This window comes from Paraburkholderia sp. BR14320, assembly GCF_040948665.1.
GTDB lineage: Bacteria > Pseudomonadota > Gammaproteobacteria > Burkholderiales > Burkholderiaceae > Paraburkholderia > Paraburkholderia youngii.
Genome location: NZ_JBFPKG010000082.1, coordinates 1 through 19,734 on the forward strand (window position 1 = coordinate 1; position 19,734 = coordinate 19,734).

Genomic DNA, 19,734 nt, shown 5'->3' on the forward strand with positions numbered 1-19,734 from the left:
ATCGTCATCGCCAGCACGCGCTGACGGCCGATGCGGTCACCGAGCGGCCCGAACACCATGCCGCCGATCGGCCGCACGAGAAACGCCGCGGCAAACGTGCCGAAGGTCGCGATGAGCTGCGCCGACGCCCACGGTACGACGAACGCGAGTCCGATACCGGTCAGGTAAATGACGACGGAGACCTTACCCTTGAAGTCGCTGCCGAGCGCTTTGGCCAGTGCCGAATCGCGTCCATGCTGAGAAATCAGCGCGCGCGTCAGGATGAAATACGCAATCGCCGACATGAACAGCACGATGCCGTACATCGCGGTCGGCCACGCGGCCAGATGGTTTCGGCCGACCCAGTGCGTGACGACCGGCAGCAGCGACAGCCAGAACAGCAGATGCAGGTTCGCCCACAGCACCTTGCCGTTGACCGTCTGCACCGCATGGAACACATGATGGTGATTGTTCCAGTAGATGCCGACGTAGATGAAGCTCAGCACGTAAGCGCAGAACACCGGTACGACCGGGCGCAGCGCCGCGAGATCGTAGCCCTCGGGCACCTTCAGCTCGAGCACCATGATCGTGATGATGATGGCGATTACGCCATCGCTGAAGGCTTCGACGCGTCCCTTGCCCATGCTGCAATGTCCCGAAGATGAATGCGTTGGGGCGCACAGCCCGCCCGCGCATTGCGCGCGGGCCGCGCCGCTGCCGATTATCCGTGATGGTGTGAGGATTTGTCGATGCGCGGAGCCGGCCGCGCGGATGGCTCCGTCCGCCGCGGCTCAAGGGTAGTAGACGGCGAGCCACACGCTTGGCTCGGTGTCGCTCGTATATGCGACGCGGTGCCGGCAATGCGCTTCGATCAGCACGTGATCGCCGGGCTTCATCGGATGCGGCTTGGGGTCGCCGTCGAATTCGAGCGCCGCCGCGCCGCTGAGCAGCACGACCCATTCGGCGCGCGGGCTGTCGTACCAGAAGCCGGGCGGACTCGCCTGCCCGGTCGAGACGATCCGCTCGATCGTCACGCCGCCCTGCTCGACGAGCGGGTCGACCTGCTCATCGGCCGTCGTCCCCGACCGCGCGACGGCGTCGAACAGGTTGCCGCTGCTACGCGCGGGTTTGAGCGAGTTCGTCATGGGCGTGTTGCGCCGGCGTCAACGCGGTTCATTGCATCGGTTTGAGTCCATCGAGCAGCGTCGGCACGAGTTCGCTGATGGTCGGATGCACGTGCATCGCGTATTGCAAGGTCGGATATGGCGCGCCCGCCGTCATGATGTCGACGAACGTATGGATCGCCTCGTCGCCCTCGACGCCGTGAATCGCCGCGCCGAGTATCTGTTTGCTGTTCGCATCGACGAGCGCCTTCATGAAGCCGTCGGTTTCGCCACGCTCGCGCGCACGGCCCACGCGCGACATCGGCATCGTCGCGATCAGCGCCTGGCGGCCGCTCTTGCGCACCTCCTCCTCCGACATGCCGACACGCGCGAGCGGCGGATCGACGAACACCGCGTACGTCATGATCCGCGTGTCGACGCTGCGCGCGCCGCCGTCGAGCAGGTTCGCCGCGACGATCTGGTAGTCGTCGTAGGAGGTATGCGTGAACGCGCCGCGGCCGTTGACGTCGCCGATCGCCCACACACCCGGCGCGCTGGTGCGCAGTTGGCCGTCGACGATGATCGTGCCGTGCCGGTCGGTCTCGATGCCCGCGGCGTCGAGACCGAGGTCGTCGGTATTCGGCGTGCGGCCGGTCGCGAGCAGCAGGTGCGATGCCTCCATCGCCGGGATGTTCTGCTCGAAGCCGATGCACACGTCATTCGCGCGATGCGGATGCGGCTCGACGCGCGTCGGCTGCACGCCGAAATGAAACTCGACGCCCTCGCGCGCGAGCACCTTCTGCACCGATTCCGCGAAGTCCGCATCCTCGCGGTTGAGCACGCGCTCGCCGCGCACCAGCACGCTGACGCGGCTGCCGAAGCGGCGAAACACCTGCGCGAATTCGAGCGCGATATAACTGCCGCCGACGATCACCAGATGATTCGGCAAAGTGGTCAGTTCGAGCAGCGTCGAGTTGGTGTAGTACGGAATCCGCTGGATGCCTTCGAGCGGCGGCACGACCGCGCGCGTGCCGGTGTTGATGAAGATTTCGAACGCGCTGAGTTCGTCCTGCGGTTGGCCGTCGCGCCCGATGATCGACAGCGTGCGCGCGCCGGTGAAGCGCGCGTGGCCATTGAACACCGTGATGTTTTCCGTGCCGCGCAGCCATTTTTCGACGCCGCTGCGCGACTGTCCGATGATCCGGTCCTTGCGCGCCTTGACGGCCGCCATATCGACGCTGACCGAGCCCACCTGCACGCCCAGGTCCGCCGCATGGCGCGCCACGTGCGCCGCGCGGGCGCTCGCCACATAAGACTTGGTCGGCGTACAGCCGACGTTCACGCAGGTGCCGCCGAAGTCCGCGCGTTCGATCACCGCGGTACGGCGTCCGCTTTGAGCGAGGCGCACGGCGAGCGGTGAGCCGCCTTGTCCCGTACCGATCACGACTGCGTCGAAGTGCTGTGGCATGGCAACTCTCCCGGGTCTGGGTGCAGGTCGTAGCATCTTACGCTTAGTGCCACCGGCTGCCATGCGATGTCGGATCGTGCGGGCGCTTTGGCGACGACCCGTTTTGCCATGCGCCGCGCGAGGTGGCGCCAATCCGTTGGGATTACTGTGAATACGCTGCGGGACTTCTCAGGCGTGGCAATGAACCGCGCAAATCAACTCGCGCGAACGCTGCAAGGCGGCCTGCGCGCCGCGCGCCGCAAACACCCAGCCGACCTGGCCGAGATTGAAGTCTTGCGACACCATCACCTGCATCAAAGCGACCATCGGCAACACGACCGATGGCCGGTAAAGCTGGTTTCTAATCAACTCTGACATCACGACCCCCATTGCGGAGCGCCGCTTCGGCACCGCGCACCAATAACGTTTCGATGGGGGAATTCTAGGGAGCGCGTCGCCGCCGATAAATAGCGGCAACGCGAAGTCACTTGTTCGGCAATCTGAACAATCGCGTCAGGACGCCTTCGCCATGCCGATCAATTGCGCGTCGTACAGCGTGCGCGCATAGGCGCTGGCCCCGACCGGCCGGCTGTACAGGTAGCCCTGCTGCTTGTCGCAATCGATCGCGCGCAGAAACGCCGCCTGCTCGGCGGTCTCGACGCCCTCGGCCGTCACGTTCATGCCGAGCGAGTGCGCCATCGCGACGACCGCCTGCGTGATCGCGATCGAATCGCGATGATCCGGCAGCCCCGCGACGAACGACCGGTCGATCTTCAGGTTATGCAGCGGAAAACGCTTCAGGTACGACAGCGACGAATAACCGGTGCCGAAATCGTCGACCGACACGCGCACGCCCATTGCGCTCAGCGCGCTCAGCATCGGCAGCACGGTGTCGCTATCGCTCATCAGCAGCCGCTCGGTGATTTCCAGTTCGAGCGCGGCCGGTTCGAGCGCGGACTGCGCGAGACAGCGCTCGATGCGCTCGAGCAGCCCGTCGTTGAACTGCCGCGGCGACAGATTCACCGCGACGATCAGATGCGGCGCCAACGTGCGCCGCCACTGCGCGACCTGCTGGCAGGCGTGTTCGAGCACCCAGTCGCCGATCTCGACGATCAGCCCGGCGTCCTCGGCGACCGGAATGAATTCGCCCGGCGACACGTTGCCCAGTTCGCTGTTGTACCAGCGCAGCAGCGCTTCCGCGCCGATCGTGCGACCGCTCTGGCTATCGACGATCGGCTGATACACAAGGCTCAGCTCGTTGGCCGCGAGCGCGCGCCGCAGCGACTGCTCGATCGTGAAACGCCGCTGCAGATGCTGGTTCAGCTCGGCGGTGAAGAACTGGAAGTTGTTGCGGCCGCGCTGCTTCGCGTGATACATCGCCGAGTCGGCGTTGCGCATCAGCGTCGCGACGTCCTGGCCGTCTTCGGGAAAGAGGCTGATGCCGATCGACGCGCCCAGGTAGTACTCGTTGCCCGCCACCGCGAACGGCACCGCGATCATGTCGAGAACACGATGCGCGAGGCCGATCAGCTCGCCGGTATTGCCGCACGCACTGGAGACGATCACGAACTCGTCGCCGCCCACCCGGGCCAGCGTGTCGCTGCGCCCGACGCAGGCCGACAGCCGCTCGGCGACGCTGCACAGCAAGGCGTCGCCGGCTTCGTGACCGGCCGTGTCGTTGACCTTCTTGAAACCGTCGAGATCGACGAACAGCACGGCGACGCTGGCGGGTTCGCCGCCATGCTCGCCGCTGGCGCGCGGCGCGAACAGGTCGCGCATCCGCTCGGTCAGGTAAGCGCGGTTGTAGAGGCCCGTCAGCGAATCGCGCGTGGCCAGGTATTTCAGCTGGCGCTGCGCCTCGCGCACCGGCCCGATGTCGGAAAACGAAATCAGCACGGAATCCGGCTCGCTCTCGCCCGGGCGCAGGATCGGCACGACGTTTTCCGTGATCCACACGACTTCGCCGCTCATCAGCTCGAGGCCGATCGTCACGCCGAGCATCGGCTTGCCGGTCGCGAAGACCTGGGTGACCGGACGGTTGCCGTCGCCGATCACCGAGCCGTCCTCGCCGAACGCGCGTGTCATCACGGTCTGCATGCTGCGGCCGACGACCTGCGGCGTCACGTGCAGCATGCGCTGCGCGCTCGGATTGCAGGCGAGCACGATGCCGGTGCGCGACTGCACGACGATGCCTTCGCTCAGATGATCGACGACCAGCCGGTGACGCTCCTCGCTGTGCGCGAGGCGCTGCGCCATCGCGTCCTGATGGACCGCGAGCCCGACGCTGCTGCCGATGTCGCGCAGCATCGCCTCTTCCTCTGGGGTCGGACGGCGCGAGGTGCGGTAGTAGACGGCGAACGCGCCGAGCACGATGCCGGCGTCGTTTTCGAAGGGCACGGACCAGCAGGCGCGCAAGCCGTGCGGCAATGCGAAAGCGCGGAAGTTTTCCCACAGCGGATCGGATTCGATGTCGTCGACGATCACCAGACGGCGCTCGAACATCGCCGTGCCGCACGAACCGGCGCGCGGACCGATCGCGGCGCCCTCGATCGCGGCGCTGAACGGGGGCGGCAGCGACGGCGCGCCGCCTACGCGCACATGCAAGCCGTCTGGGTCGAGCAGCAGGATCGAGCAGCACGCGCCGTCGCCGAGCAGCGCCTCGGCGCGACGGCAGACTTCGTCGAGCAGCTCGGGCAGCGGCGTGTTGCGCGTGATCAGCCGCAACACGCTGCGCTCGGATGCGAGCACTTCCTCGGCCCGTTCCGGGCGATAGCGGGCGCCCTCCGGCGCGGCTGTCGTCGTGCCACGTGATGTCGCTTCGCAAATCATAGTTGCGCCCCCCAACCCAACATCGGCAAGTTAGTGTACGCGGCACACCGGGGTTTACGCTAAGCACGGCGTGAAAATCCGCCACGCATCGGTGCGGACGGCTGCAGGTGTGGCGTGCAAGCATCGGTTGACGCGGGTACGACGGGCGACGGCGGTTCTCGCGCCGTGGGTTCGTAGCCCGCGGGCGCCGCGGCGGCTCGACGCCGGGCCGCTGCAGCAGGTTGCGGCGGCCCGTTTGGCACCATTGTCTTCAGTGCAGTGGCGGCGTCAATGATTGTCAATTGTTGCCGCCGCCTCCTGGAGGCCGTGTTCCGCCACCACCGCCTTGAGGACCTCCTTGGGGTCCGCCTTGATGACCACCTGGGGGCCGATTGCCGCCGCCTTGCTGAGCGCCGCCCGGCGGGTGTCCGCCTCCGCCGCCTTGCGGTCCGCCGCCCGGCGGCCGGCCAGCCCCACCGCCCTGCTGCGCGCCGGGAGGACGGCCGCCGGCGCTGCCCGGAGGCGGGCCACCCAGTGGGCGTCCACCCGCGTTGCCCGGTGGTCGGCCACCCTCGTTACTTGGAGGCCGTCCGCCTGTATGGCCCGGCGGCGGCCCACCCGGCGGACGCCCGCCCGCGTGACCCGGCGGCGAGCCACCCGGCGGACGCCCGCCGACATGCCCCGGCAGCGGCCGCCAGTTCGGCGGCGGATGCCCGGCGCCGGGTCGCGGCGGCGGGGGCGGCGCATGACGAGCCCAGCGCGAGCGCTGGCCGTACCACGGCTGGCCGCGGTAGTAGTTGCCCCAGTAATCGTTGATCGAGAACGCGAGGATCGGCAGGCCGAGCGCGGCGCCGTAGTTCAGCGGCATGTTGTAGCCCTGGTACGGCGAACTGAGCCGTGACGCATACACCCACCCGCGCAGATTCGGTGTGGCGACGTCGCACCACTGGTAGTTGCTCAGGCACCCCATCACCGTCACAGGAGCGCCGCCCGGTAGCTGCGCGACGATCGGATAATCGGACGCCGGGCCCGCGCGCACGTTGGTCCCGCTGTTCGTATAGGCCTGCGCCTGCGCGCTGGCCACGCCGGGCAAAGTCAGCAGGCCCGCTGCCATGTAAAGACCGATCAAGAGTTGTCGTTGCATTCGCTCTCCCGATTTCGATGGCCACCTTTTGACCACGCCGGCCTATGTGCCCCCACTTCCAATAAATAGACGTTGCGCCTGCTTCATGACACGCGAACGTGCGCCCGCAGCAATCACGCACGGCATATGCCAGCCGGCAAGCCCGAGCGGCAAGATCTTGTAACGACCCGCCCGAACTCCGACGTTGTTCGAGCGTCCGGGAAGCGCGCGACCGGTCGATCATCGGCGGCATGATCAATCGATGCACCGCCGGGACTCTGATGACCCTCTTCCGCCCCCTCCTGCTCGCCGGACTGCTGCTCGCGCATCCGTATACCAACGCCGCCAGCTTCGACTGCCAGCGCGGCCGCTCGCCGGCCGAGCGCATGATTTGCGGCGACTCCGCGCTGTCGGCGCTCGACGACACGTTGGGCCAACTCTACTGGAAAGCGCGCCGGCGGGTCGCCCAGCGCCGCGCGTTCATCGACGACAGCGACAGCAAGTGGGCCTGGCGCGAAGCGAACTGCCGTGACGTCGCGTGTCTGCGGACGTGGTACGCGACGCGCATCGACGAATTGCAGCGGCTGCTGGCGAGCTTGCCGAAGGCCGCGCGGCACCCGGCGTCCGCGGGCGGGGATGTGAAAGCGCACCCGGACCCGTCGACGCTGCAATGCACGGCCGCGAAGCCCGGCCTCGTCGTCAACGAGCAGTGTGCGAGCGTGATCGAACAGTCGGGCCAGCGTTGGAGGTTTCAGCCGCGCGATGACGACTGGTTTTGCGGCGTGGCCACGCTCGAGACGGCGGACATGGCGCCATCGCAAGAGCAAGCGCCGATGCAGAGGCCGATGCAACCGCAGATGCAGGCGAGCGTTGGGCAATGAGACGGCGAAACACACTGGCCACGACGGCGATGAGCCTGCGCGCCGGGTGAACTGCGCGCGGAAAGCTCAGTCAGCGGCCGACGGCTCACCGCCCTCGCCCGTGCCGAACAGCTCCGCGCAAAGCTGCGCGCCGGTTTCGCTCAGCGACGCGGCTCCGGTGCCATCGTCATGGAACACCGTATCGACGAGACCGGCGCCCGATAGCGCCGTCAATTGGCGCCGCAAGCTGCTCATCGGCACGCCGGCCTGCTTCGACAGCTTCGCGAGCGACCACGCGCGCCGGGGTATCTCGCGATGCGCGCGCCATAGCTGCGCGAGTATCGCGGCGAGTTGCGGGTCGATGTCGTCGTCGTTCATGTCGGTCTCGCTGTTGTGATGCGTCGGTTGTATCGCGGTTGCGCGATTCACGCCATCGCCGTGGCCAGCTCGCCGAGCGTCTTCAACGCCGCCTCGGCCTGCGCGGTCCACGGATAGCTGTAATTCAGCCGGATGAAGTGCTGGTAATCGTTGCGCGTCGAAAACATCATCCCCGGCCCGACCGTGATACTGCGTTCGAGCGCGGCCTGATAAAGCCGCATCGAGTCGATCGCAAGCGGCAGTTCGACCCACAGCACGTAGCCGCCGCGCGGCGTCGACACGCGCGTGCCGACCGGGAAGAATCGCAGCACCAGCGCGCTCATGATGCTCGCCTGCTGCCGGTACACGCGGCGCAGATGCCGCAGATGCCGGTCGTAGCCGTCCTGACGCAGATAATCGGCGACCGCGACCTGCGGCACCGACGGCGTCGTCAGCGTGTTCAGAAACTTGAGCTTCTCGACCTGCGCGCGATAACGCCCCGGCAGCGCCCAGCCGATCCGGTACGACGCCGTCAGGCTTTTCGAAAACGACGCACAGTGCAGCACGAGCCCTTTGGTGTCGAAAGTCTTCAGCGTCGATGGCCGCGCGTCGCCGAAGTACAGCTCCTGGTAGACGTCGTTTTCGATCGCCGGAATCTCGTGCGCGGCCAGCAGTTCGACCAGTTGCCGCTTACGCTCGTCGGACATGCAGAAACCGAGCGGATTCTGGAAGTTCGGCATCACCATGCACGCGGCGATCTTCTGACGCGCGATCACCTTCGCGAGCGCGTCGATGTCGATGCCGTCGACCGGATGCGTCGCCACTTCGATCGCGCGCATGCCGAGGCGCTCGATCGCGTGCAGCATCGCATAGAAGGTCGGCGATTCGACCGCGACGGTGTCGCCCGGCTTCGCGACCGCCTGAAGGCTCAGGTTGATCGCCTCGGTCGCGCCGAGCGTGATCACGATTTCGCCCGGATCGACCGGCAGACCGTTTTCCGCGTAGCGCCGCGCGATCTGGCGGATCAGCTCGGGGTTGCCCGGCGGCAGATCGTCGATCAGATTCCAGCTCGCGTGCCGGCGCGCGATCGCGTTCGCGTACTGGTTGATGCGCCGCCACGGGAACAACGACGGATCGGGATACGGCGAGCCGAACGGCACGGCGTCGTGCGCGCGGATGCTGCGCAGCGTCGACAGCACGAGCCGGCTCACGTCGACCGTCGCGGGCACCGGCGGCGGCGCGGACGTGCGGCCGGCGCGCGCCGCGGCGGGCGCCGGCGTGAGCGCCCGCGCGGCCGCGTCGCGCACGAAATAGCCCGACTGCGGCCGGCTTTCGATGACGCCGCGGCTCTCCAGCAGCGCATACGCATGCAGCACCGTCTTGATGCTGACGCCGTGCTGCTGACTCGCCTGGCGCACCGACGCAATCCGCTCGCCGGCCGCGAATACGCCGCGGCGCACGGCTTCGGTGATTTCGTCGGCGAGTTTTTCGTAGAGCTTCATGCGATTCGGGCGGGTTCGGGCGGTTTCAGAGATTGTCGCGCAACTGTACTCCTATTCTTTCCGATTTTCTGTATCCGACGTGGATTGTGGAACACAGTACGCTTGCGGGCATTGGGCTGCAAAGCCTGTCGAATCTGTCCATCGCCACGTCATGAAGAAGAACGAAGCACAAGCCGAACCCCGCATCGAGCCGTACAAGCACCCCGCCGCCGGCTGGGGCGCGCTGAAGTATGTCGCCATCAACCTGCTCAAGGAAAAGGTCGCGGGCGGCAACTACCGCACGCTGCTCAAGCAGAACCAGCCTGACGGCTTCGACTGCCCTGGCTGCGCGTGGCCGGATCGCGAGCACGCGTCGACGTTCGAGTTCTGCGAAAACGGCGTGAAGGCGGTGGCCGCCGAGGCCACCGGCAAGCGCGTGACGCCCGCGTTCTTCGAGCAGCACAGCGTCGCCGAGCTGATGAAGCAATCCGACTTCGAGCTCGAGCAGCACGGCCGCCTGACCGATCCGCTCGTCTACGACGCCGCGCGCGACCGTTACGTGCCGATTGGCTGGGACGACGCGTTCGAGCTGATCGCAAGCCATCTGAAGCGTCTCGACGATCCGAACCGCGCCGCGTTCTATACGTCGGGCCGCGCGAGCAACGAAGCCGCGTTCCTGTACCAGCTGTTCGTGCGCATGTATGGCACCAACAATTTTCCCGACTGCTCGAACATGTGCCACGAGGCGACGAGCCGTGGCCTGCCGCACACGGTCGGCATCGGCAAGGGCACGGTCACGCTCGACGACTTCGAACACGCGGATACGCTGCTGATCTTCGGCCAGAACCCGGCCACCAACCATCCGCGCATGCTCGGCGAGCTGCGCGAGTGCGCGAAGCGCGGTGCGACGATCGTGTCGATCAATCCGCTGAAGGAGCGCGGCCTCGAACGTTTCGCGAGCCCGCAGCACCCGGTCGAAATGCTGACGATGGGCAGCACGAAAATCAGCTCCGTGTTCATCCGTCCGAAGGTCGGCGGCGATTTCGCGCTGATCAAGGGCGTCGCCAAACGCGTGCTCGAACTCGACGACGAAGCGCTGGTGTCGGGCCTCGAGCGCGTGCTCGACGTCGACTTCATCGCCCAACACACGGTCGGCTTCGCCGCATTCGCCGACGATCTGCGCGCCGAGCGCTGGGACACGATCGTCGCCGAGGCCGGCGTGCCGCTCGACGAGGTGCTGAAGCTCGCCGATATCTATGTGAAGGGCCGCGCGGTGATTTCGACCTGGGGCATGGGTCTCACGCAGCACAAGAACTCGGTCGCGACGGTGCAGCTGCTGTCGAATCTGATGATGATGCGCGGCAATATCGGCCGGCGCGGCGCGGGGCTGTGCCCGGTGCGCGGACACTCGAACGTGCAGGGCGACCGCACGGTCGGCATCGAGGAAAAGCCTACCGACGCGTTTCTCGACAAGCTTGGCGCAGCCTACGATTTCGCGCCGCCGCGCGAGCACGGACTCGACGTCGTCAACACGATTCAGGCGATGCTCGATGGCAAGGTGAAAGTGTTCATCGGCCTCGGCGGTAATTTCTCGATCGCGACGCCGGACACGCCGCGCACGTGGGACGCGATGCGCGCATGCGAGCTGACCGTGCACGTGACGACGAAGCTCAATCGCAGCCACCTCGTGCACGGCCGCGACGCGCTGATCCTGCCGACGCTCGGGCGCACCGAAATCGATCTTCAGAACGGCGTGGCGCAAGGCGTCAGCGTCGAGGATTCGATGAGCATGGTGCACATCTCGTACGGGATGAACAAGCCGGCGTCGGACAATCTGCTATCCGAAGTGGCGATCGTCGCGCGGATGGCGCATGCGACTTTGGGCAGTGGCAAGGTGGACTGGCTCGCGCATGCGGCCGACTACGCGCTGATTCGCGATGGCATCGCGAAGGTGATCGACGGTTTCGACGACTACAACGAGCGCCTGAAGAAGCCGGGCGGCTTCCATCTCGGCGTCGCGTCGCGCGATCGCATCTGGAAAACCCCGAGCCGCAAGGCGCAGTTCATCGTCCACGCGATCGCGCTCGACACGCCGATTCATCAGGCGAAGAAGCGTCACGGCGAACGCCTGATGACGCTGATGACTACCCGCTCACACGATCAGTACAACACGACGATTTACGGTCTCGACGATCGCTATCGCGGCGTGTACGGACAGCGGCGCGTGCTGTTCGCCAACAAGGACGATCTGGCGATGCTCGGGTTCGCGGCCGGTCAGCGTGTCGATATCACGAGCGTGTGGGCCGATGGCATCGAGCGACGGGTGGACGGTTTTCTGCTCGTCGAGTACGACATTCCGCGCGGCTGCCTCGGCGCTTACTATCCGGAGACGAATCCGCTGGTACCGCTCTCCTCGGTCGCGGATGGCGCGGGTACGCCGACGTCGAAGTCGATTCCCGTTTTGTTGACGGCGTCGGTGGTGGAGGATCTCACTGCTCCGGCGGCCTGAAGTCAGTTCTATTTTCCGCGCCTTGCGCGCGGCGTCCCTCACACGGGCTTCTTCGCCAGATCGCGATGCGTCAGATACAGACGTAGATCGAATTCGATCTGGTGGTACCCCGGCTGCATGAACTCGCACAGACGATAGAACGCCTTGTTGTGATCGCTCTCTTTCAGATGAGCGAGTTCGTGCACGACGATCATCTTCAGAAACTCCGGCGCCGCGCCCTTGAATAGCGACGCGATGCGGATTTCCTTCTTCGCCTTCAGCTTGCTGCCCTGCACGCGCGAAATGCTCGTATGCAGGCCGAGCGCGTGACGCATCACGTCGAGCTTGCTGTCGTAGGTGACCTTGTCGATCTGCTCCGCGTTGCGCAGGTGTTCGCGTTTGAGCTCCGCGCAGTACTCGTAGAGCGCGCGGTCGGTTTGCACCTCGTGCGTGTTCGGGTACTTCTGCGCGAGATAGGAGCCGAGCTGATCGTCGGCGATCAGCGTTCTCACCTTGTCTTGCAGAGGTGCGGGGTAGCCGGTCAGGTATTTGAGCGAAGACATGAAGGCGGATTGAGGTTGGCGAGGTGATATTACGCACGGTCGCGCCGATCGACAAGGTTAGGCGCTTGTCCGGAGTTACGCCGAGTTCTGGAGGTTCATCGCGTTATGCGGTGTGACAGTTTCTCACTCGATTTTGTCCGCATAGGCCAACGAGTTTCACCGCTTCCGTGCGATGCGCCGCAGATTCGAGCAACGCTCTGATCACCAGGGATACACAAGAACTACTGACCGGCACTGACCGGAACCTGATTCCCAACGACGTCGTGAGCCGCACGGTTGACGGCGCTTCACCCGTACGCGCATGGAGCGAACAGCTCGGTTTCACTCAGGCGAACATCGCGGCGCGTCTTGGCATCAGCCAGCCTGCTTTTGCACAACAGGAAAATAGCGATCGCTTGCGCAAATCATCGCGCGAGAAGATCGCGGCGGCGCTCGGTATCAGCGCGAAGCAACTGGATTTCTGATCGGGAAAACTGGAGAGCGAGATCGGCACGGCGGTCATCGGCGTGCGCGCATCGTGCCTGTCATTGCAACACTGGTGCCGGGGACCGGACTTGAACCGGCAAGCCCGAAGGCGGCGGATTTTAAGTCCGCTATGTTTACCAATTTCATCACCCCGGCAGGGGTCGCAATCGCGCGTGGTCGCGAATTCTACCATCGCGTCGCCGCTGCCCCAAGAACGCCCGACACCACGTTCATCCCCAAGTCACAAACCTTGCCGATAATCCGCTCACGAAAACGATTACAGCGGGCCGCAAACCGATGACGCCGACGATCAAGGATGTCGCCGCCCACGCGGGCTTTTCCATTGCCACGGTATCGCGCGCGATCAACGCGCCGCACACCGTGAACCCCATCACGCTCGACAAGGTACGTCAGTCGATCGACGCGCTGAACTTCCGCCCGAGCCCGCTCGGCCGGCAATTGCGCGGCGAGCGTACGCGCCTGATCGGCGTCGTTCTGCCGACGCTCGCGAACCCGGTGTTCGCCGAATGCCTGCAAGGCATCGACGATCTCGCGTCGGCGCAAGGCTATCGGCTGATGCTGATGACCACGCAGTACGACGTGGACCGCGAGCGTCATGCAATCGAGACGCTGCGCGAACATCGCGTCGAAGGCCTGATCCTGACCGTCGCCGATGCCGACACCCATCCGCTGCTCGACGAACTCGACCGCGACGGCCTGCTGTACGTGCTGATGCACAACGACACGGTGCGCCGCCCGTCGGTGTCGGTCGACAATCGCCTTGCCGCCTACGACGGCGTGCGCCGACTCATTGCCAACGGCCATCGCCGCATCCTGATGCTGGCCGGCTCGTTCGCCGCGTCGGATCGCGCGCGTCAGCGGCATCTCGGCTACACGCAGGCGATGCAGCAAGCCGGCCTCATCGCCGCGCCCGCGCTCGAAGTCGATTTCAACGCCGACGAACTCGCGCCGTCCGTGCTCGCGCACCTGACGCACGGCGCAAACCGTCCGACCGCCCTCTTCTGCAGCAACGATCTGCTCGCGATGGTCGTGATGCGCGGCCTGCGCCGCGCGCGTCTGAGAATTCCGCAGGATATGTCGATTCTCGGCTTCGACGGCCTCGCGATGGGCGAACTGCTGTCGCCCGCGCTCGCCAGCATCTGCGCGCCGAATCGCGAGATCGGCCGGGCGGCGTGGCAGCGTCTGCTCGCACGGATCGGCGGCGAGCGCGACGAGCGCGCATTCCCCGCCACTTCGCTCGCATTGACCCTACCGCACAGCGTGCGCGAAGGCGCGACGATCGCGGCACTCGGGTCCCACGCAGATTTCGACAGGGCGTCACCAACGCAAGGGCTGACCGCCTAGGCAGCCTTCGCGCACCACAACCGCTTGCAACCATCACCTTTTACGGGCCCGGAGTGAGTGCGGAAGCACTTGCACCGATCGAACACAGGAGACCTGCAGTGACCCGCTCGACCTCACGCTTCGCATCCTCGCTCAAACCGCTCTGGCAGAAACTGTCGCACGCCGCCGCGACCGTAGTGCCGGCGAGCCTGCTCGTGGCCGGCGCGGCGTTCGTCACGCTCGCGCCGCAAAAAGCGCGCGCCGACGAAACCGCGATCTGCTACAACTGCCCGCCCGAATGGGCCGACTGGGCGAGCCAGATCAAGGCGATCCAGCAAAAGACCGGCATTCGCGTGCCGTTCGACAACAAGAACTCGGGCCAATCGATCGCACAGCTGATGGCCGAGCAGAAAAGCCCGGTCGCCGACGTCGTGTATCTCGGCGTGTCGTCGGCGTTCCAGGCGAAGGACAAGGGCGTGATCCAGACCTACAAGCCCGCGCACTGGGACGACATTCCGGCAAGCCTGAAAGACCCGCAAGGCTACTGGTTCACGATCCACTCGGGCACGCTCGGCTTCTTCGTCAACAAGGACGCGCTCGAAGGCAAACCGGTGCCGCGCTCGTGGGCCGATCTGCTGAAGCCTGAATACAAAGGGATGATCGGCTACCTCGATCCGTCGAGCGCGTTCGTCGGCTATGCGGGCGCGGTCGCGGTGAACCAGGCGCTCGGCGGCACGCTCGATAACTTCGAGCCGGGCCTCGACTGGTTCCGCAAGCTCAAGGCGAATGCGCCGATCGTGCCGAAGCAAACCGCGTACGCGCGTGTGCTGTCCGGCGAAATTCCGATCCTGCTCGACTACGACTTCGACGCGTATCGCGCGAAATACAAGGATCATGCGAACGTCGAGTTCGTGATTCCGCAGGAAGGCACGATCTCGGTGCCGTACGTGATGAGCCTCGTGAAGGGCGCGCCGCACGCAACGAACGGCAAGAAGGTGCTCGATTTCGTGCTGTCCGACGAAGGCCAGAAGCTGTGGGCGCAGGCGTATCTGCGGCCGGTGCGCGCGAGCGCGATGAATGCCGAAACCGCCGCGCAGTTCCTGCCCGCGAGCGAATACGCGCGCGCGAAGCCGGTCGACTTCGCGAAGATGGCCGAGAAGCAGTCGGGCTTCGGCGAGCGCTATCTGCAGGTGATGCATTGAACGACGTCACCTTCCCGCTGCGCTGGCGCATCGCGTTGCTCGCGCCCGCGCTCGCGGTGTTCATCGCGTTCTGGCTGCTGCCGATGGGCGCGCTCGCGCAGCTCTCCGGCGGCGGCCACGCTTTCGCGACCTATCGCGCGATGCTGACCAATCCGCGCTATATGTCGAGCCTCGGCGCGACCGTCGTGCTGTCGGCGGCGGTCACGGCGGCCACGCTGGTGCTGTCGGTGATCGCGGGGCTGCTGCTCGCGCGCCGCGAGTTCGCCGGCAAGCGCACGCTGCTCGCGCTGCTGACGTTTCCGCTCGCGTTTCCGGGCGTCGTCGTCGGCTTCATGGTCATCATGCTGGCCGGACGTCAGGGGCTGATCGGCGCGCTGTCGCTGAAACTCGCGGGCGATCGCTGGGTGTTCGCGTATTCGATGAGCGGCCTGTTTCTCGGCTATCTGTACTTCTCGATTCCGCGCGTGATCGTCACGGTGATGGCCTCCGCGACCAAGCTCGATGCCTCGCTCGAAGAGGCCGCGCGCTCGCTCGGCGCATCGCCGTGGCGCATCATGCGCGACATCGTGCTGCCGGCGCTGTCGCCCGGACTGATCGCGGCTGGCGCCGTGTGCTTCGCGACCGCGATGGGCGCGTTCGGCACCGCGTTCACGCTCGCCACCGACATCGACGTGCTGCCGATGACCATCTATACCGAGTTCACGCTGAACGCGAACATGGTGACCGCCGCGGGCCTGTCGATCGTGCTGGGCATCGTCACGTGGGCGGTGCTGGCGATCGCGCGCAGCGCGAGCGGTTCGGGCGTGGCGGCGAGCGCATGAACGACAACGCATCCATGAACTCAGTCACGGCCTCCTCGGCCTCCTCACCCTCCTCGCCGTCGCAACCGGCAGCGGGACCGCGCGCGCGACGCGCGTGGCCTTCCTCGCGAACCTGGCTCGCCGCGGGTCAATGGTTCGTCACCCTGCTGCTGTGCGCGTTCCTGATCGTGCCGGTCGTCATGTCGATCGTCGCGGGGCTGACGGTCAACTACTTCAAGGGCGTGTCGAGCGGACTCACGCTGCGCTGGCTCGTCGAAGTGTGGAGCCAGTATCACGGCTCGGTGTGGCTGTCGCTCGAAGTGGCCGCGGCGACGCTCGCCGTCACGCTGTTGACCGGCGTACCCGCGGGCTACGTGCTCGCGCGCAGCAAGTCGCGCTTCGCGCGCATCGTCGAGGAGTTTCTGGTGCTGCCGATCGCGCTGCCCGGCCTCGCATCGGCACTCGCGCTGCTGGTGATCTACGGCGGCTTCACGGCGTTCCGGATGAGCGCGGCGTTCATCGTCGTCGGGCATGTGGTGTTCACGCTTCCGTTCATGGTGCGCGCGGTCGCCGCGGTCTGCGCGAGCGGCGATCTGCGCACGCTCGAAGAAGGCGCGGCGAGCCTCGGCGCGGGCTTCTTCACGCGCTTCGTCACGATCGTGCTGCCGAACGCGCGGCCCGGCATCGTTGCGGGCGCGCTTGCGGTGCTGACGCTGTCGATCGGCGAATTCAATCTCACGTGGATGCTGCACACGCCCGACACGAAGACGCTGCCGGTCGGCCTCGCCGATACCTACGCGTCGATGCGCATCGAGATCGGCAGCGCGTACACGATCCTGTTCTTCATCATGACGATGCCGCTGCTCGTCGCGATGCAATGGCTCGGCGTCGATGCGACCGGCCAGCGCAGCGCGTCGAACAAACGCGGCGCCGTCTCTTGCCCGAAACCCATCGACACGCCATGAAACTGACCTCGGTTCCCATCACGCTCACGCAGTGCGCCAAGACGTTTCGCGGCACACGCGTGCTCGAGCCGCTCGACCTGGCGATCGGCGCGGGCGAAACCCTCGTGCTGCTCGGACCGTCGGGCTGCGGCAAGACGACGACGCTGCGCCTGATCGCGGGCCTCGAAACCCCGGACGCCGGCGGCAGCATCGCATTCGGCGACGACGACGTGACCGCGCTGCCGATCGAAAAACGCGCGGTCGGCATGGTGTTCCAGAGCTACGCGCTGTTTCCGAACCTGACCGTGCGCGGCAATATCGGCTACGGCCTGAAGATCAGGCGTGTGCCGGCGGCCATCGCCCGGCAGCGCGTCGACGAACTGCTCGGCATGATGCGGCTTGCCGCGCACGCGGACAAGCCGATCGATCAACTGTCGGGCGGACAGCGTCAACGTGTGGCGCTCGCGCGCGCTCTTGCGGTGCAGCCGCGCGTGCTGCTGCTCGACGAACCGCTGACCGCGCTCGACGCGCGTCTGCGCGACGCATTGCGCACGGAAATGAACGCGCTGTTGCGCGAACTCGGCATCACCACCGTCTACGTGACGCACGATCAGGCCGAAGCGATGGAGCTCGGCGATCGCATCGTCGTGATGAGCGCGGGACGCATCGAGCAAATCGGTTCGCCGCGTGACATCTACTATCGGCCGGCCAATCGCACGGTCGCGCAGTTCGTCGGCACGATCAACCGTATCGCGGGCGAGCCGCGCGACGGCATGCTGACGACGAACGGCGGCGCCGTGCCGTTACCCGCGCATGCATCGAATACGAACGGCGCGCACGAAATTTTCTTCCGCCCCGAGGACGCGCGGCTCACCGACCCCGCGCTCGCGCAACTGCGCGGCCAGATCGAAAGCACCGCGTTCCTCGGCGAACGCACGCGCCTGACGATTGGCGGCGCCGCGCCCGAGCCGCTCGTCGTCGACGTCGCGGGCCGTATCGAGCTTGCGCGCGGCACGCCGGTCGGCATTTCGATCGAGCAGGACGCATTGATTGCGCTATCGTAGGCACAAACAGCGCCGCTGCCCGGCGCTCAACACGAAGCAACCCGAAGGACCTCTGTCATGCTGCTGGCCCAAATTAGCGATCTGCATATCAAGCAACCCGGCGCACTCGCGTATCGCCGCGTCGATACCGCTCCCTACCTCGCACGCTGCATCGACGCGCTGAACGCGCTCACACCGCGCCCCGACGCGGTGCTGATGACCGGCGACCTCGTCGATCAGGGCGACCCGCAGCAGTATGCGCACCTGAAGACATTGCTCGCACCGCTCGAGATCCCCTACTTCCTGATGGTCGGCAATCACGACGAACGCGACGCGTTGCGCGACGCGTTTCCCGAGCGCGAGGAGTTGCTAAGCGGCGGCGAGTTCGTGCAGTACGCGGTCGACGTCGGCCCGCTGCGCGTGATCGCACTGGATTCGCTGGTGCCCGGCTCGAGCGCCGGCATGCTGTGCGATACGCGGCTCGCGTGGCTCGCGCAGCAGCTCGATGCGGCGCGCGGCAAGCCGGTCGTGGTCGCGCTGCATCATCCGCCGTTCGCGTGCGGCATCGGGCATATGGACGAGATCCGGCTCGACCCGGCGGCATCGGACAAGCTCGCCGCGTTGATCGCCCGCTATCCCAACGTCGAGCGCGTGCTCTGCGGGCACGTGCATCGCTCGATGTTCGTGCGCTTCGGCGGCACGATCGCGAGCGCGATTCCAGCGCCCGCACACCAGGTGGCGCTCGATTTTCGCGAGGACGGACCGTCGGCGTTCGTGATGGAGCCGCCCGCGTACGCGCTGCATTACTACGCTGCGGCGACGGGCATCGTCACGCATCACGCGTATGTCGATGCGGCCGACGGCCCGTATCCGTTCTACGACGCTGGCGCGTTGATCGACTGAAACCAGCGGTACATCTCGCTACAGACCGATAGTGGCCGCGCGGGCGAGCCTCGCGCGGCCGTCAGCACGAACCGCGCCGCTCCGGTATGATCGGCACGCTTGAGGACCGCGCATGGGCCGGTCCGTCGATCCGCCTCTGTCATGTCCACTTCCGACGCTTCCACTTCCGCTTCCACCGCCCGGTCGTTGCGCGGCGTGTTGCTGCTGCTCGCGACGATCGCCGGTGTCTCGGTCGCGAACATCTATTTCAATCAGCCGCTGCTCGACAACTTGCGCCAGTCGTTTCCGGACAGCGCGTCCTGGGTCGGCGCGGTGCCGGCCGTCACGCAGCTCGGCTACGCCGCCGGCATGCTGCTGCTCGCGCCGCTCGGCGACCGCTTCGACCGGCGTCTGCTGATCCTGCTGCAGATCGCCGGCATGTGCGTCGCGCTCATCGTCGCGGCGTCGGCGCCGACGCTCGCGGTGCTGATCGTCACGAGTCTCGCGATCGGCGTGCTCGCGACGATCGCGCAACAGGCGGTGCCGTTCGCGGCCGAACTCGCGCCGCCGTCCGAGCGCGGCCACGCGGTCGGTACCGTGATGAGCGGCCTCTTGCTCGGCATCCTGCTCGCGCGGACCGCGGCGGGCATCGTCGGTGAATACTTCGGCTGGCGCGCGGTGTTTGGCGCATCGGTCGTCGCGCTGCTCGCGCTCGCAGTCGTCATCATTTTGCGTCTGCCGAAGAGCCAGCCGACCTCGACGCTGCCGTACGGCAAGCTGCTCGTGTCGATGTGGCATCTGGTGACCGAGCATCGTGCGCTGCGCGAGGCGTCGCTGACCGGTGC

At 66.3% G+C, this 19,734-nt stretch carries 18 protein-coding genes, 1 tRNA gene and 1 pseudogene; 10 read left to right on the forward strand and 10 right to left on the reverse strand.

The features are described 5' to 3' along the window. The 6 genes from AB3X89_RS37000 to AB3X89_RS37025 all read right to left on the reverse strand — a co-directional run. Positions 1-623, reverse strand: a 623-nt coding sequence (locus tag AB3X89_RS37000) for a TMEM175 family protein (RefSeq protein ID WP_368587634.1), incomplete at its 3' end; no start/stop codon positions are given. Between the two features lie 147 nt (positions 624-770). Further along, positions 771-1,124, reverse strand: a complete 354-nt coding sequence (locus tag AB3X89_RS37005) for a cupin domain-containing protein (RefSeq protein ID WP_368587635.1) — start codon at positions 1,122-1,124, stop codon at positions 771-773. A gap of 28 nt (positions 1,125-1,152) precedes the next feature. Beyond that, positions 1,153-2,550 carry an FAD-containing oxidoreductase gene (locus AB3X89_RS37010; protein ID WP_368587636.1) on the reverse strand — a complete coding sequence of 466 codons (1,398 nt, stop codon included), beginning with the start codon at positions 2,548-2,550 and terminating at the stop codon, positions 1,153-1,155. Positions 2,551-2,718: 168 nt separating this feature from the next. Next, on the reverse strand, positions 2,719-2,907 hold the full coding sequence (locus AB3X89_RS37015; RefSeq protein WP_008922008.1) for a hypothetical protein: 189 nt from the start codon (positions 2,905-2,907) through the stop codon (positions 2,719-2,721). A 135-nt stretch (positions 2,908-3,042) separates the two neighbouring features. Next, positions 3,043-5,358, reverse strand: coding sequence for a putative bifunctional diguanylate cyclase/phosphodiesterase (locus AB3X89_RS37020; protein ID WP_368587637.1), 2,316 nt, complete (start codon positions 5,356-5,358; stop codon positions 3,043-3,045). Positions 5,359-5,635: 277 nt separating this feature from the next. Then, positions 5,636-6,481 (reverse strand): SH3 domain-containing protein, encoded by an 846-nt coding sequence (locus AB3X89_RS37025; RefSeq protein ID WP_368587638.1) that lies wholly within the window; start codon positions 6,479-6,481, stop codon positions 5,636-5,638. Positions 6,482-6,741: 260 nt separating this feature from the next. On the opposite strand from AB3X89_RS37025, the gene AB3X89_RS37030 reads away from it, so the two are divergent. Next, positions 6,742-7,341: a lysozyme inhibitor LprI family protein gene (locus AB3X89_RS37030; RefSeq protein WP_368587639.1), complete on the forward strand. Its 600-nt coding sequence runs from the start codon at positions 6,742-6,744 to the stop codon at positions 7,339-7,341. Between the two features lie 66 nt (positions 7,342-7,407). Here AB3X89_RS37030 and AB3X89_RS37035 read toward each other — a convergent pair whose 3' ends face one another. Further along, a complete protein-coding gene (locus tag AB3X89_RS37035) occupies positions 7,408-7,698 on the reverse strand; it encodes a helix-turn-helix domain-containing protein (protein WP_368587640.1) in 291 nt (96 codons plus the stop codon). A gap of 47 nt (positions 7,699-7,745) precedes the next feature. Beyond that, a complete protein-coding gene (locus AB3X89_RS37040) occupies positions 7,746-9,179 on the reverse strand; it encodes a PLP-dependent aminotransferase family protein (protein ID WP_368587641.1) in 1,434 nt (477 codons plus the stop codon). Between the two features lie 151 nt (positions 9,180-9,330). Here AB3X89_RS37040 and AB3X89_RS37045 point away from each other — a divergent pair, with 151 nt between their 5' ends. After that, on the forward strand, positions 9,331-11,667 hold the full coding sequence (locus AB3X89_RS37045) for an FdhF/YdeP family oxidoreductase (RefSeq protein WP_368587642.1): 2,337 nt from the start codon (positions 9,331-9,333) through the stop codon (positions 11,665-11,667). 38 nt (positions 11,668-11,705) lie between these two features. Here AB3X89_RS37045 and AB3X89_RS37050 read toward each other — a convergent pair whose 3' ends face one another. Continuing rightward, a complete protein-coding gene (locus AB3X89_RS37050; RefSeq protein ID WP_013089862.1) occupies positions 11,706-12,209 on the reverse strand; it encodes a M48 family metallopeptidase in 504 nt (167 codons plus the stop codon). A 236-nt stretch (positions 12,210-12,445) separates the two neighbouring features. Here AB3X89_RS37050 and AB3X89_RS37055 point away from each other — a divergent pair. Beyond that, positions 12,446-12,673: pseudogene (locus tag AB3X89_RS37055) on the forward strand (helix-turn-helix domain-containing protein); the annotation flags it as partial. A 72-nt stretch (positions 12,674-12,745) separates the two neighbouring features. Here the strand turns inward: AB3X89_RS37055 and AB3X89_RS37060 are convergent. Beyond that, positions 12,746-12,830, reverse strand: a tRNA-Leu gene (locus AB3X89_RS37060). A 141-nt stretch (positions 12,831-12,971) separates the two neighbouring features. Here AB3X89_RS37060 and AB3X89_RS37065 point away from each other — a divergent pair. The 7 genes from AB3X89_RS37065 to AB3X89_RS37095 form a co-directional block, all read left to right on the forward strand. Beyond that, positions 12,972-14,039 carry a LacI family DNA-binding transcriptional regulator gene (locus AB3X89_RS37065; protein ID WP_368587643.1) on the forward strand — a complete coding sequence of 356 codons (1,068 nt, stop codon included), beginning with the start codon at positions 12,972-12,974 and terminating at the stop codon, positions 14,037-14,039. A gap of 98 nt (positions 14,040-14,137) precedes the next feature. Further along, the gene (locus AB3X89_RS37070; RefSeq protein ID WP_368587644.1) at positions 14,138-15,220 is read left to right on the forward strand and encodes an ABC transporter substrate-binding protein; all 1,083 of its coding nucleotides are present in this window, start codon (positions 14,138-14,140) and stop codon (positions 15,218-15,220) included. Further along, entirely contained in the window at positions 15,217-16,041 is an 825-nt protein-coding gene (locus AB3X89_RS37075) for an ABC transporter permease (RefSeq protein WP_013089865.1), read from the forward strand. Before AB3X89_RS37070 ends, AB3X89_RS37075 begins: the two co-directional genes overlap by 4 nt. Before the next feature lie 14 nt (positions 16,042-16,055). Continuing rightward, entirely contained in the window at positions 16,056-16,985 is a 930-nt protein-coding gene (locus AB3X89_RS37080; protein ID WP_368587645.1) for an ABC transporter permease, read from the forward strand. Continuing rightward, positions 16,982-18,028 (forward strand): ABC transporter ATP-binding protein, encoded by a 1,047-nt coding sequence (locus AB3X89_RS37085; RefSeq protein WP_368587646.1) that lies wholly within the window; start codon positions 16,982-16,984, stop codon positions 18,026-18,028. Before AB3X89_RS37080 ends, AB3X89_RS37085 begins: the two co-directional genes overlap by 4 nt. Positions 18,029-18,085: 57 nt before the next feature. Further along, complete coding sequence (locus AB3X89_RS37090) at positions 18,086-18,910, forward strand: phosphodiesterase (protein ID WP_368587647.1); 825 nt, start codon at positions 18,086-18,088, stop codon at positions 18,908-18,910. 141 nt (positions 18,911-19,051) lie between these two features. Further along, positions 19,052-19,734 (forward strand): MFS transporter (locus tag AB3X89_RS37095; RefSeq protein ID WP_368587648.1); only part of this gene is annotated, 683 nt, incomplete at its 3' end.

Coding starts and splice junctions, on each gene's coding strand:
- AB3X89_RS37035 (WP_368587640.1), bottom strand. CDS start 7,698: ATGAACGACGACGACATCGACCCGCAACTCGCCGCGATACTCGCGCAG.
- AB3X89_RS37010 (WP_368587636.1), bottom strand. CDS start 2,550: ATGCCACAGCACTTCGACGCAGTCGTGATCGGTACGGGACAAGGCGGC.
- AB3X89_RS37005 (WP_368587635.1), bottom strand. CDS start 1,124: ATGACGAACTCGCTCAAACCCGCGCGTAGCAGCGGCAACCTGTTCGAC.
- AB3X89_RS37025 (WP_368587638.1), bottom strand. CDS start 6,481: ATGCAACGACAACTCTTGATCGGTCTTTACATGGCAGCGGGCCTGCTG.
- AB3X89_RS37040 (WP_368587641.1), bottom strand. CDS start 9,179: ATGAAGCTCTACGAAAAACTCGCCGACGAAATCACCGAAGCCGTGCGC.
- AB3X89_RS37050 (WP_013089862.1), bottom strand. CDS start 12,209: ATGTCTTCGCTCAAATACCTGACCGGCTACCCCGCACCTCTGCAAGAC.
- AB3X89_RS37015 (WP_008922008.1), bottom strand. CDS start 2,907: ATGTCAGAGTTGATTAGAAACCAGCTTTACCGGCCATCGGTCGTGTTG.
- AB3X89_RS37065 (WP_368587643.1), top strand. CDS start 12,972: ATGACGCCGACGATCAAGGATGTCGCCGCCCACGCGGGCTTTTCCATT.
- AB3X89_RS37030 (WP_368587639.1), top strand. CDS start 6,742: ATGACCCTCTTCCGCCCCCTCCTGCTCGCCGGACTGCTGCTCGCGCAT.
- AB3X89_RS37020 (WP_368587637.1), bottom strand. CDS start 5,358: ATGATTTGCGAAGCGACATCACGTGGCACGACGACAGCCGCGCCGGAG.
- AB3X89_RS37090 (WP_368587647.1), top strand. CDS start 18,086: ATGCTGCTGGCCCAAATTAGCGATCTGCATATCAAGCAACCCGGCGCA.
- AB3X89_RS37045 (WP_368587642.1), top strand. CDS start 9,331: ATGAAGAAGAACGAAGCACAAGCCGAACCCCGCATCGAGCCGTACAAG.
- AB3X89_RS37080 (WP_368587645.1), top strand. CDS start 16,056: ATGAACTCAGTCACGGCCTCCTCGGCCTCCTCACCCTCCTCGCCGTCG.
- AB3X89_RS37085 (WP_368587646.1), top strand. CDS start 16,982: ATGAAACTGACCTCGGTTCCCATCACGCTCACGCAGTGCGCCAAGACG.